The sequence below is a fragment of the Streptomyces sp. NPDC090032 genome (genome assembly GCF_044748025.1).
Classification (GTDB): domain Bacteria; phylum Actinomycetota; class Actinomycetes; order Streptomycetales; family Streptomycetaceae; genus Streptomyces.
This window is the reverse complement of the sequence record NZ_JBIVFF010000009.1, coordinates 222,243-237,607: the sequence shown is the minus strand read 5'-3', so window position 1 is coordinate 237,607 and position 15,365 is coordinate 222,243. Positions and strand designations below refer to the sequence as shown.

General features: G+C 69.9%; 13 protein-coding genes. 5 read left to right on the top strand and 8 right to left on the bottom strand.

What is annotated here, in order from left to right; genetic code table 11:
- Positions 1-439 precede the first annotated feature (439 nt).
- Positions 440-1,117: a bifunctional DNA primase/polymerase gene (locus tag ACIPWY_RS23840; RefSeq protein ID WP_393705002.1), complete on the top strand. Its 678-nt coding sequence runs from the start codon at positions 440-442 to the stop codon at positions 1,115-1,117.
- A gap of 71 nt (positions 1,118-1,188) precedes the next feature.
- Here ACIPWY_RS23840 and ftsY read toward each other — a convergent pair whose 3' ends face one another.
- A complete protein-coding gene (gene ftsY, locus ACIPWY_RS23835) occupies positions 1,189-2,403 on the bottom strand; it encodes a signal recognition particle-docking protein FtsY (RefSeq protein WP_362904814.1) in 1,215 nt (404 codons plus the stop codon).
- Between the two features lie 213 nt (positions 2,404-2,616).
- On the opposite strand from ftsY, the gene ACIPWY_RS23830 reads away from it, so the two are divergent.
- Together ACIPWY_RS23830 and ACIPWY_RS23825 are read left to right on the top strand one after the other, a co-directional pair.
- Positions 2,617-4,065 carry a cytosine permease gene (locus ACIPWY_RS23830; protein WP_362904812.1) on the top strand — a complete coding sequence of 483 codons (1,449 nt, stop codon included), beginning with the start codon at positions 2,617-2,619 and terminating at the stop codon, positions 4,063-4,065.
- A 67-nt stretch (positions 4,066-4,132) separates the two neighbouring features.
- On the top strand, positions 4,133-5,113 hold the full coding sequence (locus tag ACIPWY_RS23825; RefSeq protein ID WP_393704267.1) for an LLM class flavin-dependent oxidoreductase: 981 nt from the start codon (positions 4,133-4,135) through the stop codon (positions 5,111-5,113).
- 40 nt (positions 5,114-5,153) lie between these two features.
- Here ACIPWY_RS23825 and ACIPWY_RS23820 read toward each other — a convergent pair whose 3' ends face one another.
- From ACIPWY_RS23820 to ACIPWY_RS23805, 4 genes are all read right to left on the bottom strand, one after another.
- On the bottom strand, positions 5,154-6,578 hold the full coding sequence (locus ACIPWY_RS23820) for a sugar porter family MFS transporter (protein WP_362904808.1): 1,425 nt from the start codon (positions 6,576-6,578) through the stop codon (positions 5,154-5,156).
- Between the two features lie 299 nt (positions 6,579-6,877).
- Positions 6,878-10,564: an AAA family ATPase gene (locus ACIPWY_RS23815; RefSeq protein WP_393704264.1), complete on the bottom strand. Its 3,687-nt coding sequence runs from the start codon at positions 10,562-10,564 to the stop codon at positions 6,878-6,880.
- Between the two features lie 273 nt (positions 10,565-10,837).
- Complete coding sequence (locus ACIPWY_RS23810; protein ID WP_116509408.1) at positions 10,838-11,041, bottom strand: hypothetical protein; 204 nt, start codon at positions 11,039-11,041, stop codon at positions 10,838-10,840.
- 381 nt (positions 11,042-11,422) lie between these two features.
- Positions 11,423-11,704: an acylphosphatase gene (locus ACIPWY_RS23805; RefSeq protein WP_362904803.1), complete on the bottom strand. Its 282-nt coding sequence runs from the start codon at positions 11,702-11,704 to the stop codon at positions 11,423-11,425.
- A gap of 134 nt (positions 11,705-11,838) precedes the next feature.
- Between ACIPWY_RS23805 and ACIPWY_RS23800 the strand changes: the two genes are divergently transcribed.
- Entirely contained in the window at positions 11,839-12,942 is a 1,104-nt protein-coding gene (locus ACIPWY_RS23800; RefSeq protein WP_401534833.1) for a CAP domain-containing protein, read from the top strand.
- An 84-nt stretch (positions 12,943-13,026) separates the two neighbouring features.
- A complete protein-coding gene (locus ACIPWY_RS23795) occupies positions 13,027-13,419 on the top strand; it encodes a helix-turn-helix domain-containing protein (RefSeq protein ID WP_362904799.1) in 393 nt (130 codons plus the stop codon).
- On the opposite strand, the gene mutM is transcribed toward ACIPWY_RS23795, so the two are convergent.
- From mutM to rpmF, 3 genes are all read right to left on the bottom strand, one after another.
- A complete protein-coding gene (mutM, locus tag ACIPWY_RS23790; protein WP_362904797.1) occupies positions 13,386-14,252 on the bottom strand; it encodes a bifunctional DNA-formamidopyrimidine glycosylase/DNA-(apurinic or apyrimidinic site) lyase in 867 nt (288 codons plus the stop codon). The two genes, ACIPWY_RS23795 and mutM, sit on opposite strands and share 34 nt — an antisense overlap.
- A 117-nt stretch (positions 14,253-14,369) precedes the next feature.
- Positions 14,370-15,170: a ribonuclease III gene (rnc, locus tag ACIPWY_RS23785; RefSeq protein ID WP_362904795.1), complete on the bottom strand. Its 801-nt coding sequence runs from the start codon at positions 15,168-15,170 to the stop codon at positions 14,370-14,372.
- A gap of 19 nt (positions 15,171-15,189) precedes the next feature.
- Positions 15,190-15,363, bottom strand: a complete 174-nt coding sequence (gene rpmF / locus ACIPWY_RS23780; RefSeq protein WP_362904793.1) for a 50S ribosomal protein L32 — start codon at positions 15,361-15,363, stop codon at positions 15,190-15,192.
- Positions 15,364-15,365: the final 2 nt, after the last annotated feature.

Sequence of the window (15,365 nt, the reverse complement as noted above, 5' to 3'; positions counted from 1 at the left end):
TTCGCCACCCCCGCTGCTGCGGGGTGCGATGTGCGTCAAGCCCTACCAGCATGCCGCCAACTACGGCCGCCCGTCCGGTGGTTGTCACTCCTCGAACAGGAAACCGACTTGCCTCCGGCATACCCAAGAGTGCGTCCAACTCGGGGCTTGTGTACTGAAAGTAATCCTACGATCACCCCTCCGGCCATGGCGAACCCGGAAACGCCACCATTCGCCACCCCTTCGAATGAACTAGGGAAGCGCCACACACGATTCACTTGACATAGGACGGCCGAAAGTGGGCGGAGCGGTGTACGCCGGGGCGTGCGGCACCGGGCGCACCACCCGCGGAACAACCAGGAGCCGCCCCGAGCCGGCGGGTCACGGTCCTGTGGAAGCAGAGGGTCACGATCCGATTCCGTCTCGTAACCACCGGTGCGCAGGACCCGTTGGAGGGGGCATGGGCTTCACGATCGGCGGCAGCCGCGGGATTCTCGACATCCGGTCCGGCGCACGTCGCCGCGGCCGCACTTCGGGCCGCACGTCGGACTGCACCACGGTGGCCGAGTTCACCGGCCTCTGGGGGTGGGAGGCGGTGCCGGGGGCACGCGCCTCGGGCGGTGCCTGCTCGTGCGGCAAGGCGGACTGCATCCGACCCGGCGCCCACCCCATCGACCACGCCCCGACCGTCCCTGCGGGGGCCACCCTCGACGAAGTGGCCGAGATCTGGGAGCAGTTCCCCGGCGCAGCGGTGATGCTGCCCGTCGGCACCGCGTTCGACATCATCGACGTACCCGAGGCGGCCGGCCGTCGCGCGCTCGTCCGCCTGGAGCGGATGGGGCTGCCGCTCGGCCCCGTGACGGCGACGCCCGAGGGACGCGCCCACTTCTTCGTCGCGCCTGGCTCCGCCGCCGAACTCGGATCACTGCTCTACCGGATGGGCTGGGACGACGCGGCCCTCGACCTGCACGCGCTCGGCCCCGGCACCCACATCACCGCCCCGCCCTCCGACCGCGGCGGCCTCGGGCCCGTCCGGTGGCTGCGCTCCCCCGGACTCGACTCGGCGATCCAGCCCCCGCAGGCCCGCCTCGTCCTCGGCACCCTGGCATACGTGGCCCATCGCTCCCCGGCCGTCTAGGCCTCACGCACATGGAAGCGCCCGCTCCCTGCGGAGCGGGCGCTTCCATGTGCGTGAGGACGTCCGTACGGCTACTCGCCGATCAGCGCGTCCACGAACGCCTCCGGCTCGAACGGAGCCAGGTCGTCGGCGCCCTCGCCCAGGCCGATCAGCTTCACCGGCACGCCCAGCTCGCGCTGCACGGCGATGACGATGCCGCCCTTGGCCGTGCCGTCGAGCTTGGTGAGCACGATGCCGGTGACATCCACGACCTCGGCGAAGACGCGGGCCTGCACCAGGCCGTTCTGGCCGGTCGTCGCGTCGAGGACGAGGAGGACCTCGTCGAGCGGGGCGTGCTTCTCGACGACGCGCTTGACCTTGCCGAGCTCGTCCATGAGACCGGTCTTGGTGTGCAGCCGGCCCGCGGTGTCGATGAGCACGACGTCGGCGCCCTCCTCGATGCCCTCCTTGACGGCATCGAAGGCGATGGACGCGGGGTCGCCGCCCTCGGGGCCGCGCACGGTACGGGCACCGACGCGCTCGCCCCAGGTCTGGAGCTGGTCGGCGGCGGCGGCGCGGAAGGTGTCGGCGGCGCCGAGCACCACGTTCTTGCCGTCGGCCACCAGGACGCGGGCGAGCTTGCCGGTGGTGGTGGTCTTGCCGGTGCCGTTGACCCCGACGACCATCACGATGCCCGGGGTGTCGAGGTTCGAGTCGGTGTTGACCGAGCGGTCGAACTCGGGGACGAGGAGCTGGAGCAGCTCCTCGCGCAGCAGCGCGCGCAGCTCGTCGGGCGTGCGGGTGCCGAGCACCTTGACGCGCTCGCGCAGCCGGTCGACGAGCTCCTGCGTGGGCTGCACGCCGACGTCGGCGGTGAGCAGGGTGTCCTCGATCTCCTCCCAGGTGTCCTCGTCCAGGTGCTCGCGCGCGAGGAGCGTGAGCAGCCCCTTGCCGAGCGCGTTCTGCGAGCGGGAGAGCCGGGCGCGCAGGCGCACGAGGCGCCCGGCGGTCGGCTCGGGGACCTCGATCTCGGGCGCGGCCGGAGCCGGGGGCTCCTCCACCGCGATGGGCGCTGACGGCTCCGGCTCGACGAGCGGGAGGTCGACCTCCTCGATCGTGCGGCGGGGTTCGTCGCGCGGCGTCTCGGCCTCTTCGCCGACGTGCGGCTCGGCCGGAGGGGCGGTGATGTCGGGCACGGAGGGGGGCGGCGGGGGCAGCTGCTTCTTTCTGCGGCTGCCGACCACGAGCCCGCCGAGTGCGCCGATCACGACCACGGCGATGACTACAGCAAGGATGACGATTTCCATAACGGGTCCAGTATCAGCCATGGGCCCCGGGAGCACGCCTCTTGTGACTTCCTCCAAAGAACATAAGCCACTTGAGGACATTACTCGGACTAAAGTACGATGGAAGAGGATGGGTCAACGCGCGTAGAGTCCCATGCATCCCCTCCCCACACCCCCCACCGGCTCTCCTGCCTGTACCGACGGAGCCGAGCGAGAGGCACGGAACCCCACCGCATGAGCAAGACCGCCGAAACCGAAGGCGCACTCGAGACCCGCGGCATCGAGCCCGTCCCCGAGTCCGAGCGCACCGCCAGAACCCGTGAGCTGTTCCCCACCTGGGTCGCCGCCAACATCAGTGTGCTGCTGCTCACGATGGGCGCGAGCCTGGTCGTCTCGTTCAAGCTCAACTTCTGGCAGGCGCTCGTCGTCGCGATCGCCGCCCCCGTCGTCTCGTACGGCCTCGTCGGGCTGATCGGCATCGCCGGCAAGCGCGGCGGCGCCCCGGGCATGGCTCTGTCGCGCGCGGTCTTCGGCCAGCGCGGCAATCTGCTGCCGGGCTCGCTCATCTGGGTCGCCCGCTGGGGCTGGGAGACGATCAACGCGGTGACGGGCGCCTACGCCGTGCTCACCGTCCTGGACATCCTCTTCGGCGTGAAGAGCAACAACGTCCTGGTCATCGTCACACTGCTGCTCTTCGTCGTCACGACGTTCGTGATCTCCGGCCTCGGCATCAACGCCGTACAGAAGTGCAACAAGTACGCGACGTACCTCTTCGGCCTCTTCTCGGTCCTCGTGCTGGTCTACCTGATCGCCAACACCGACTGGTCCCGGGTCTTCGACCAGCCCGCGGGCAAGATGTCGCTGATGTTCGCCGGCATCGGCCTGATCGCCGCGGGCGGCGTCAGCTGGATCCCCTCGTCGCCGGACTTCACCCGCTACCTGCCGCGCACGGCCTCGTCGGCCGCGATCGTGCGCAACTCCGTCGGCGGCGCCGGCATCGTCGTCCTGCCGATGGTCCTGATGGGCGCCGTCATGGCGGTCTCCACGCCTTCCCTGGCCTCGGCCGCCGACCCGGTCTCCTTCCTCGGCGAGATCCTGCCGCTGTGGATCGCGGTCCCGTACCTCCTGATCGCCCTGGTCGGCATGCTGCTGATCAACTCGATGTCGATGTACTCGGCGGGCTTCACCGCCCAGACCCTCGGCTTCAAGGTCCCGCGCCACTGGGCCGTCTCGATCAACGCGCTGATCTCGCTGATCTTCGGCGGCATCCTGATGCTCGTCGCGACCAGCTTCATGGGCTCGTTCATCGCCTTCCTCTCGCTGCTCGCGGTCGCCTTCTCGGCCTGGGTCGGCGTCTTCGGCGCCGACATGCTGCGGCGCAAGGAGTACGACGCCGAGGCGCTCGTCGACACCACCCGCACCAGCGCCTACTGGTACAAGGGCGGCTTCAGCCCGGCGGCCGTCGCCGCGTGGGCCGTCGGCCTGGTCGGCGGCCTGATGTTCACCACGTCGGACTGGTTCACCGGCCCGCTCGCCGCGAACAACCCGGTCGGCGAGTACGGCCTCGGCTGGGTCGCCACGATCGTGGTCTCCGGCCTGCTGTACGTCGTCCTGCCGAAGCCCGCGGTCGCCGCCACGCCCGAGGCCCCCGCCGAAGAGGCGCGCGAGACCCTGGCCGTCTGACGCTCCGTCAGCTACCGTCCCCCTTCACCAGCGGCCACCTACTCAGCCCGGTGAAGGGGGACTTCTCATGCCCGTCTCGGTCGTGCGCTTCAACCTGGTAGACCCCGCGGCGACGCCGGAATCTCTGAGCGCCCGCTACAGGGCGGCCGTCGAGATGGCGGCGTACGCCGACGACCGCGGCATCTCCACGGTCCAGACCGAGGAGCACCACGGCGTCGCCAACAACTGGCTGCCGTCGCCCTTCACCTTCGCGGGCGCCGTCTTCGGCGCGACCCGGCGCATCGCCGTCACGGTCTCCGCGATCATCGGCCCCCTGCACGATCCGCTGCGCCTCGCGGAGGACATCGCCGTACTCGATCTGCTCAGCGGCGGCCGGCTCGTCACCGTGGCCGGAATCGGCTACCGGCCCGAGGAGTACGGGCAGTTCGACGTCGAGTGGAAGCGGCGCGGCAAACTCCAGGACGAGCTCCTCGACACCCTGCTCAAGGCGTGGACGGGCGAGGAGTTCGACTTCCGCGGCCGCACGGTCCGTGTCACACCGCGCCCGTTCACCCAGCCCCACCCGCTGCTCCTGGTCGGCGGGTCCTCGCGGGCGGCGGCGCGGCGCGCGGCCCGCCTCGGCCTGCCGTTCTTCCCGAGCGCGCATCTGCCCGAGCTCGAGGCGTACTACAAGGAACAGCTGGTCGAGCACGGCACCGAGGGCTGGACCATGATGCCCGCGGCGGTCACCCCGCTGCTGCACATCGCCGAGGACCCCGACCGTGTATGGGCCGAGCACGGCGAGCACTTCCTGCACGAGGCGCGGACGTACGCGTCCTGGCAGTCCGGCGACATCAAGTCGGCGGTGAAGTCGGGGGCCACGACGGTGGACGAGCTGCGCGCCGAGGGCGTCTACCGGATCCTGACGCCCGACGAGTGCGTGGAGCAGGCCCTCGACAGCTATGTGCTGCACCCGCTGTCGGGCGGGATGCCGGTCGACGAGGGCTGGCGCAGCCTGCACCTGTTCTGTGAAAACGTACTGCCCCGGCTCGAAGACCAAGCGGTCTGAGCCGGGGCAGTGACGAGGGTGAGGAGATGGCAGCGGGGACTTAACCCATCTCCTCCAACGCCTTGCCCTTGGTCTCCTTCACGAACTTGAGTACGAAGGGGATCGAGAGCGCGGCGAAGACTGTGTAAATGATGTACGTCCCGGAGAGGTTCCAGTCGGCCAGCGACGGGAAGCTCGCGGTGATGGCCCAGTTGGCGATCCACTGCGCGGACGCGGCCACGCCGAGCGCCGCGGCGCGGATCTTGTTCGGGAACATCTCGCCGAGGAAGACCCAGACGACGACACCCCAGGACAGGGCGAAGAACAGGACGAAGAAGTGGGCGGCGATCAGGGCGACCCAGCCCTGCGTGGCCGGCAGCTTGCCGTCCACCAGGTGGTACGAGAACGCCCAGGCCTCCAGTGCGAGACCGATGACCATGCCTACGGAACCGACCAGGGCCAGCGGCTTACGGCCGACGCGGTCCACCAGGAGCATCGCGATCACGGTGCCGATGATGTTGATGATCGACGTGGTGAACGAGTAGAAGAACGAGTCCGTCGGGTTCACACCGACCGACTGCCACAGCGTCGAGGAGTAGTAGAACGCGACGTTGATGCCGACGAACTGCTGGAACACCGAGAGGCCGATACCGATCCAGACGATCGGCTTGAAGTAGAGACCGCCGTTGCCCTTGCCGGAGAGCAGGTCCTTGAACGTGGACTTGTGCTCGCTCTTCATCGCGTGCTCGATCTCGGCGACGCGGGCGTCCAGGTCGATCTTCGTGCCCTCGACCTCGGCGAGGATCTCCTTGGCCCTGGCTTCCTTGCCGACCGAGATGAGGAAGCGCGGCGACTCGGGGATCGCGAAGGACAGCATGCCGTAGAGAACGGCCGGGATGACCATCACGCCGAGCATGACCTGCCAGGCCTCGAGGCCCAGCACCTGACCGCGCTGGTCGCCGCCGGCAGCCTGGAGGATGCCGTAGTTGACGAGCTGTGAGATGGCGATGCCGACGACGATCGCGGCCTGCTGGAAGGAGCCGAGGCGGCCGCGGTACGCGGGCGGCGAGACCTCGGCGATGTAGGCCGGGCCGATGACGGAGGCCATGCCGATGCCGAAGCCGCCGACGATCCGCCAGAAGGCCAGGTCCCAGAGGGCGAAGGGCAGTGCGGAGCCGACGGCGCTGATCGTGAAGAGGACGGCCGCGATCTGCATGCAGCGGATACGGCCGATGCGGTCCGCGATCCGGCCGGCGGTGGCCGCGCCGATCGCACAGCCGATCAGGGCGATGGCGATGACCTGGGCGAGCGTTCCGGAGCCGATGTCGTACCGGTCACGGATGGCCTCGACGGCTCCGTTGATCACGGAACTGTCGTAGCCGAAGAGAAAGCCGCCCATCGCGGCCGCCGCCGTGATGAAGATGACGTGACCGAGATGGTCGGGGTGAGCCTCTCGGGCGCTTGGCGGCTTCGCTGTGCTGGTCACGGTTTACTCCTCGGGCCACCGGCAACGGTGCCGGGGGTGGGGGTGAGAGCCCTTCCAGTGGCGCACAACTTCACGCCGCCCACCACCTGAAGGTAAAAGCAACGTTGCAGAGACTATGCCTTCAAGTTTCGAAGTCAAGAGGGGGGCAGCTGTGAATTTCAACCACCTCGATAGCGGAAGTCATTCAAGTCTTGAACGCTTCCCTGTAGATGATCTTGCGACAGACGCTCCCGCTGATGTCACGCCGGTGCGAGCTACGCGAGCCGGCCCGTGATCGTTTTCCGGGCGGTTCCGCGCGGCTAGCGCAGCCGCTGGCTGATGACCTTCGACACCCCGTCACCCTGCATCGACACCCCGTAGAGCGCGTCGGCGACCTCCATCGTGCGCTTCTGGTGCGTGATCACGATGAGCTGGGAAGCCTCCTGGAGCTCCTGCATGATGCGGATGAGGCGCTGGAGGTTGGTGTCGTCGAGCGCGGCCTCGACCTCGTCCATCACGTAGAAGGGGCTGGGGCGCGCCTTGAAGATCGAGACGAGCAGCGCCACGGCGGTCAGGGAGCGCTCACCGCCGGAGAGCAGCGAGAGCCGCTTGACCTTCTTGCCCGGAGGGCGGGCCTCCACATCGACGCCCGTGGTGAGCATGTTGTCGGGATCGGTCAGAATCAGCCGTCCGTCGCCACCGGGGAAGAGCCGGCTGAAGACACCCTCGAACTCGCGGGCCGTGTCCCGGTACGCCTCGGTGAAGACCTGCTCGACGCGCTCGTCGACTTCCTTCACCACCTGAAGGAGATCAGTCCTCGTCTTCTTCAGGTCCTCGAGCTGCTCGCTGAGGAACTTGTGGCGCTCCTCCAGCGCGGCGAACTCCTCAAGGGCCAGCGGATTCACCTTTCCAAGCTGCTGGTACGCCCGTTCGGCTGACTTGAGCCGCTTCTCCTGCTCCGCCCGGACGAACGGCCGCGGCTGGTTACGGGGGTGCTCCGGGTCGTCGGGCAGCTCCTCGCCCTCGGCAGGGAGCGAGGGCGGTACGGGCTGCTGCGGCCCGTACTCCGCCACGAGCCCCGCCGGTTCGACACCGAGTTCTTCCAGCGCCTTGGCCTCAAGCTGCTCGATCCGCAACCGCTTCTCGGCGCCGAGCACCTCGCCCCGGTGCACCGAGTCCGTCAGCTTGTCGAGCTCCGCCTTCAGATCCCGGCCGCGGGCCCGCTCGGCGACGAGCTCCCGCTCCCGCTCGCCCTTGGCGCTCTCGGCGGACAAGCGTTCCTGCTCGGCCAGTCCGACCGAGACCTCCGCATGGGCGAGCAACTGCCGGGCGCCGGAGGCCACTGCCTCGGCCACGGCCGCCTCGTGGCGCAGCCGGGAGCGCTGCCGCTCCGCACGCGCGCGTGCCTCGCGCTCCGCACGCGCCGCCCTGTCCAGCGAATCGGCGCGTCCGGCAAGGCCCTTCACCCGCTCCTCATGCGTACGCGCCTGGAGCCGGGCCTCCATCTCGGTCTGCCGGGCGTTGGCCCCGTCGGCGGCGAGCCGGTCGCGTACCGATGTGTCGGGTTCCTCGTCGGCCGGCATCTCCTCGGCGACGGCGAGCCGTTCAGCCAGTTCCTCGGCGTCCTGTACGGCCTTCTCCAGCGCGTCCTGCGCCTTGGCGGCCGCGGCGGCGCTGCGCTCGGCCTCCCCGGCCGCGCCCCTCGCCTGCCCGGACAGCCGGCCGAGCTGCTGCGCCACGGACGACTTCTCCCGGTCGGCGGAGCGGCGCCGCTCCCCCAGCTCCTCGACGAGCGCGGCGGCCTCTGCGCGCCGAGCGACCGCGGTGTGCTGCGCCTCGGCCAGCTCCTCGCACCGCACCCCGAGTTCGGCCAGCTCGCCCGCGGCCTCGTCGACGGAGGCCTGCACCTCCAGAAGACTGGGCGCACCGGCGGAGCCGCCCTGCGCGAAGTGCGCCCCGAGCAGGTCCCCTTCAGCGGTGACGGCGGTCAGCTCGGGCCGTGCGTAGACAAGGTCCTCGGCATCCTCCAGCGTGCCCACGACCACGATCCCCCGCAGCAGCCGCCGCACGGCAGGCATCAACTCACTGGGCCCGCGCACGAGATCGGACGCGAGGGGCGGCCCGCCCCCGTCCCGCGCAGGCCGTCCGGGGTACGCACGCCCGAAGCCACCGACCTCGCCACCGGCACCGCCATCGGCCGAGGCGGGCGTGCCGCCGTGCGCTGCCGTGGTTCCGCCACCGTCAACATCGGCCGGCCCCCCATCCGGCCCAGCCGCCGTGGGCGCGTCCTCCCCCGCCAGCAGCAGCGCCGCGCGCCCCGCGTCCTGTTTGCGCAGGAGGCGGATCGCTTCCGCGGCGGAGGCGGGGGTGGTCACGGCGATGGCGTCGGCCGCGGCGCCGAACGCCGCGGCGACCGGGACCTCGAAGCCCTGGGTGACGGAGAGCAGTTCGGCCGCGGGGCCGAGGACTCCGGTCAGGCGTTCGCGGGCGTCGAGCAGCGCACCGGTGCCGTCCTTGCGCCGTAGCCCGAGGGCGAGGGCGTCATGCCGTGCCGAAACCGCCGCCCGCCTGCGCTCCGCGGACGTCAGAGCCTCCCTGGCCGCCGTCAGCGCGGACTCCGTGTCGGCGAGGGCGGCCCGGGCGGCGTCGTGCCGGTCCCCGAGCTCCGCGTCCCCGGCGTCGAGGCCGTCCACCTCGGCCTTGAGCTGCTCGTACTCCTCCTGCGCCGCGACGGCCCGCTCCCGCGCCTCGTCCCGCGCGGCGGCCAGCCGGTCGATCTCCGACTGCGCCGCGGCGGCTCGCGAACGGGCGGCGTTGACCTGCCCGTTCAGCCGCGCGAGCCCCTCACGCCGGTCGGCGATGGCCCGGGCGGCGTCCTTGAGCCGGCGCTCCTCGGCCGCCAACTCCCGTTCCAGGTCGGCCCGATGGGCCACGGTGTCGTCGAGGGCGTGCTCGGCCGCTTCGAGGGCGGCCTCCAGCTCGGCCTCCTGCTCGCGGATCCGCGCGGCCTCGCGCTCCATGTCCTCGGGGTCGCGCCCGCGCCGCTCCTCCGCGGGGGCGGACGTCGCGCTCTTGACCCGCGCGTCGGCGAGCGAGACGGTGCCACGCACCCGCTCGGCCAGCTGCGACAGCTCGTACCAGGTCTGCTGGGCGCGCTGGAGGCGCGGCGTGAGCTGCCGTACCTCGGCCTCCAGGAGCGCCTCGCGCTGGAGTGCCTTCTTCAGCTCGGCCTCGGCCGCGTCCTTGCGTTCTTTGAGCGCCGCTTCGTCCTCGATCTCGGCGCGCAGCGCACCCCGCATCCGTACGAGGTCGTCGGCGAGGAGCCGCAGCCGCGCGTCGCGGAGGTCGGCCTGGATGACGGCGGCGCGGCGCGCGACGGCCGCCTGGCGGCCGAGCGGCTTCAACTGCCGCCGCAGTTCGTCCGTCAGGTCCTGCACGCGCGCGAGGTTGGCCTGCATCGCGTCCAGCTTCCGCAGCGCCTTCTCCTTGCGCTTGCGGTGCTTGAGGACACCGGCGGCCTCTTCGATGAAGGCCCTGCGCCCCATCGGGTCGGCGTGGAGCACGGAGTCGAGCTGGCCCTGCCCGACGATGACGTGCATCTCGCGCCCGATACCGGAGTCGGACAGCAGCTCCTGGATGTCGAGCAGCCGGCAGGTATCACCGTTGATCTGGTACTCGCTGCCGCCGTTGCGGAACATGATCCGCGTGATGGTGACCTCGGCGTACTCGATGGGCAGCGCGCCGTCGGAATTGTCGATGGTGAGGGAGACCTCGGCGCGGCCGAGCGGCGGGCGCCCGGTCGTGCCGGCGAAGATGACGTCTTCCATCTTGCCGCCACGCAAGGACTTGGCACCCTGCTCACCCATCACCCAGCTGAGGGCGTCCACGACATTGGACTTGCCCGAGCCATTGGGGCCGACGACGCAGGTGATGCCCGGCTCGAACCGCAATGTGGTGGCCGAGGCGAACGATTTGAACCCGCGCAGGGTCAGGGCCTTGAGGTGCACGCCGCCGGACTCTACCCGCCGCGTGTGTCTCACTCCATGAACCCGCGGTTTCGCCCAGGAAAGTGCAGGGCACATCAGACGTTAAAGAAGGACGTCGACGCGCGGAGCATTGACGAGGCATTCGAGGGAGCGCGGACGGGTACGGCGCGGCTCACGGGGAGCGGAAAGTCAGAAAGAAGGGACGCGAAAAGCGTCCCTTGCAGATCTGAGCAATCTGATCAAGCGGCTTGATGAAAGGGCTGCCTGACTACTGGTGTCGTGTGCGGGATGTGGTCAGGTGAGCGCAGGCTCCGCCTGGGGTACGTCGATGCTCTCGAGGAGCGATTCGTGAGAAGCGGCAGCCGCGAGCGCGTCGTTCTCGGACTGGATCCGAACGAGTTCGGACTCGAGGTCCTGGACGCGCTGCTGGAGCCGTCGCATCTCGGCGAGGAGTCGCGGGTCGGAACCGCCGACGTAACCGAGAAGCGCCTTTGCCATGATGGATGGTCCTCCACAATGAGTGACCGACCGAAGCGGTGTGGGTCGTGAGGGAATCGCACCCGCGGTGCCTGGCACTCGTTGTCTTGCTGCCGTTCATACATGCCAAACAGCTAAGGTGCGCGGGGCTTCCAGAGTCTCACCAAAAAGTTTGACGGTCAACACGATCACGCCCCGTATCGGCGGGTAAGCCCGGGGGCACTGCGCCGTGAAATCTTCGGCGCGGCCTCACTTCGGGCCCCTGAGGGCGTGGAGATCATCCTTACTTCGCGAGCCTGCCACGACAAGCCCTTATTGGCAACCACCAGGTCATTCATGCCCCACGCAGTTGCCGGGGGCATGCCATGAACACCTCTCACGGGCCTGGCCTGCGCGTCCTTCTCAGCGAATGGCGAAGTCGGCGTATCCGCCGCGCGGGGCGTCCCAGATCTCGGTGACTCCGTCGACCCTCCCGGGTGTGTCGCCGTCGCGGAGCCAGTCGAGAAGACCCTGACAGCCCTCGCGTGACCCCTCCGCGACGACCTGGACCCGACCGTCGTCCAAATTGAGAGCAAAGCCACTCAGGCCGCCGATCTCAAGGGCCTTCGCCCGCGTGAACCAGCGAAAACCCACACGTTGGACGCGTCCGCGCACCCAGGCGGTGATGCGTACGTCTTCGTTCATAGGGGCACGCTAACCGGCCAATTGCACGCGGAGCACTTCGCCCCCTTCCGCCGTGGGGTACCGTCCCGGACCAATGCGGCTCACTCGAACGGGTGAGTCGCATTACCCACAGCGAGGACGAGGAAGGCCACAGGATGGGACGCCACCGACGCGCCGACGCCGGCCGCGCCGCCACGGGCCGCGCCACGGACGGCGCGGCCGGTTCGTATGCCGGGCACGACGGTCCGTACGAGATCGGGCAGACGGGCGCGTACGAAGAGATGTATGCCCCGTACGGGTTCGCCGCCCCGTACATCACCGGCCCGCACGCCGCGGCGAACGGCGACCCGGGCCGGGACTCCGACAACGCCCACCCGGCCGCACCCGAGACCGCGTACACGCCTGCCGGCACCCAGGGTCACACCTCGCACCGCCGCAGGAAGCGCGCCGCCAGGCCGGTGCGGACGGGGCTCCTCGGCGTCTCCGCCGCCGTGGCGATGGGCGCCGTCGCGGTGGCCTCCGGGGTGATCCCCGGCATGGACAACTACTCGCTGGGCGGCGGTGACGCCGACAAGGTGCGCGCCGCCGACTCCCCCTCGGGGCTCGAGACGCAGGGCGGCACAGACAGCAGCGCCGACCGTGCCCCGTCCGCCGCGAGCCGCGGCGCGAAGCGCTCGGACTCTCCCTCCGCTTCTCCCTCGCAGTCTTCTTCGAAGCCGGCGTCGACCCCGTCGAAGACGGCTTCGAAGACGGCGTCGCCAAGCAAGTCCGACAGTTCCGGTTCCGACAGCGCGAAGACCTCGCCCACGACTCCGCCGACGACCGCCACCACGAAGCCGAAGCCCCCGGCGACGGCTCCGAGCCTGAAGGCCCCGTCCGGCGAGGCGTCGGCCGAGGCCCAGGTACTCGCGCTGGTCAACACGGAGCGGGCCAAGGCCGGCTGCCGACCCGTGACCGCCGACGGCGGCCTCGCCGCCCTCGCCGGGAACTTCAGCGAGGACATGGCGGCGCGCGGCTTCTTCGACCACACCGACCCGGATGGCGCGACGCCCTGGGACCGCGCGAAGAAGGCCGGCATAACGGACCTGGGCGGCGAGAACATAGCCCGTGGCCAGGCCAACGCCCAGTCCGTCATGGACTCCTGGATGAACAGCCCCGGCCACCGCGCGAACATCCTCAACTGCGACTACAAGACGCTGGGGGTCGGCGTGCACTTCGGGTCGGGCGGCCCGTGGTGGACCCAGGACTTCGGCTTCTGACCGCACCGGCCGGCGCCAGCTCCCACGCTAACCACTGGTTAGCGCGTCCCGAGGGTTGGCGCTGTGCCGCAGTACGCTTGCCGCATGGAATCGAGCGGCAGCGACCTCGCGTACGACGTGTTCTCCCGACAGTGCCCGTCCCGCGGCACCCTCGAGCACGTGACGGGCCGCTGGGGTGCGCTCACGCTCGGGGCGCTGCACGAGGGCAGCTTCCGCTTCAACGAGCTGCGGCGCCGGGTGGACGGCGTGAGCGAGAAGATGCTGTCTCAGACCCTGCACGCGCTGGAGCGGGACGGCCTGGTGCACCGCGAGGCGCAGCCGACCAACCCGCCGCGCGTGGACTACGAGCTGACGCCGCTCGGACGCGAGGTCTCCGACCGGCTCCTGGCTCTCATCCAGTTCGTCGAGGGGCGCATGGACGACGTGCTCGGGTCGCGCGCCCGTTACGACGCTGCCGCAGGGCGCGGCGGGCGCTGACAGCGCGGGCAGAAGTAGCTGGAGCGGTTCATCCAGGGGCGCCTGCGAATGATCGTGCCGCAGCGCCGGCACGGCTCACCCTCGCGCCCGTAGGCGTCGAGCGAGCGGTCGAAGTAGCCGGACTCGCCGTTCACATTCACGTACAGGCTGTCGAAGCTGGTGCCGCCGACGGCGAGGGCCGCGTTCATCACGTCCCGTACATGGCCGAGGAGTTCGGCGGTGCGCGGGCGCGTGAAGCCAGTGGTTGGCCGCTCGTAGTGGAGCTTCGAGCGCCACAGCGCCTCGTCCGCGTAGATGTTGCCGACGCCACTGATCAGCGACTGGTCGAGCAGGGCGCGCTTGATGGTCGTACGGCGCCTGCGCAGCGCTTCGTGGAACGCGGCGTCGTCGAACTTCGGGTCCAGCGGGTCGCGCGCGATGTGTGCGATGACGTCCGGCAGCCCGTCGGGACCCGTCTCGTGCAGCGAGAGGCCGCCGAAGGTGCGCTGGTCGATGAAGCGCAGTTCCGTACCGAGGTCGTCGGCGAAGCGGACGCGGATGCGCAGATGCTTCTCGTCCGGCGCCTCGGCCGGCTGCACCAGGAGCTGTCCGCTCATCCCGAGGTGCGCGAGGACGGCGCCGCCCGTCGGCTCCAGGGGCAGCCACAGATACTTCCCACGCCGCTCGGGTACGCCGATGCGCTGGTCCTTCAGACGGTGGGCGAAGTCCTCGCCGCCCCCGATGTGGCGGCGCACGGCGCGCGGATGCAGGACCTCGACGTCGGCGACGGTGCGGTGGGCGACCCAGCGCTCGAGTCCGCGCCGTACGACCTCGACCTCGGGCAGCTCGGGCACGGTGTCTCCTTGTGAGGGCTCTGGAAGCTTTGTGAGGGCTCTGGAAGCCCGGATGCAAACGAACGGTGCCGACCGTCCCTCAGGACGGTCGGCACCGGACAGTTCGGATGCGGGGCGTCAGGCCGACGCCGAGGAGGAGTCGGCGTTCCCCTCGGCTGCCGCGGTGGCCTCGACGGCGTCAGCCGTCTTCGCCGCCTCGGCGCGCTCGTCGGCAGCCGCGCGGATCGCGCGCCATGCCGATTCAGCGGCCTGCTGCTCCGCTTCCTTCTTGCTGCGGCCGGTGCCGGTGCCGTACGAGACGCCTCCGACGCGGGCGGCAGCAGTAAAGGTCTTCTCGTGGTCGGGGCCGGTCTCCGAGACCAGGTACTCGGGAACACCGAGCCCCTCGGTCGCGGTGAGCTCCTGGAGACTGGTCTTCCAGTCCAGGCCCGCACCCAGATTCGAGGACTTCTCGATCAGGGGATCGAAGAGTCGGTGGACGAGTTCGCCCGCCGCGTCCAGACCCTGGTCGAGATAGACAGCGCCGATCACCGCTTCAAGCGTGTCGGCGAGGATGGACGCCTTGTCCCGGCCGCCCGTGCCCTCTTCACCCCGGCCGAGCCGGATGAAGGAACCCAGGTCGAGCCCACGGCTGACCTCCGCAAGTGCACGCGAATTGACCACCGCGGCCCGCAACTTGGCCAGCTGGCCTTCGGGCAGGTCGGGGTGGGTGGTGTACAGCGTGTCCGTGACGACGAGACCGAGCACGGAGTCCCCGAGGAACTCGAGCCGCTCGTTCGTCGGAAGACCGCCGTTCTCGTACGCGTACGAACGGTGGGTCAGTGCACGCACCAGAAGGGCGGACTCGAGCTTGTACCCGAGCCGCCCTTCCAGAAGCGTGTGGGACGAGGCATTGTCCGTCTTGTTCGACTCAGACATTGCGCCTCTCACCAGCCGCTCAGACCTCGAGGACCTGGCGCTTGTTGTAAGTGCCGCAAGCGGAGCACGCGATGTGCTGCAGCTTGGGCTCGTGGCAGCGCTCGCACGCAACCAGGGTGGGGACCGCAGCCTTCCACTGCGACCGGCGGTGGCGCGTGTTGCTGCGCGACATCTTCCGCTTCGGAACAGCCACGG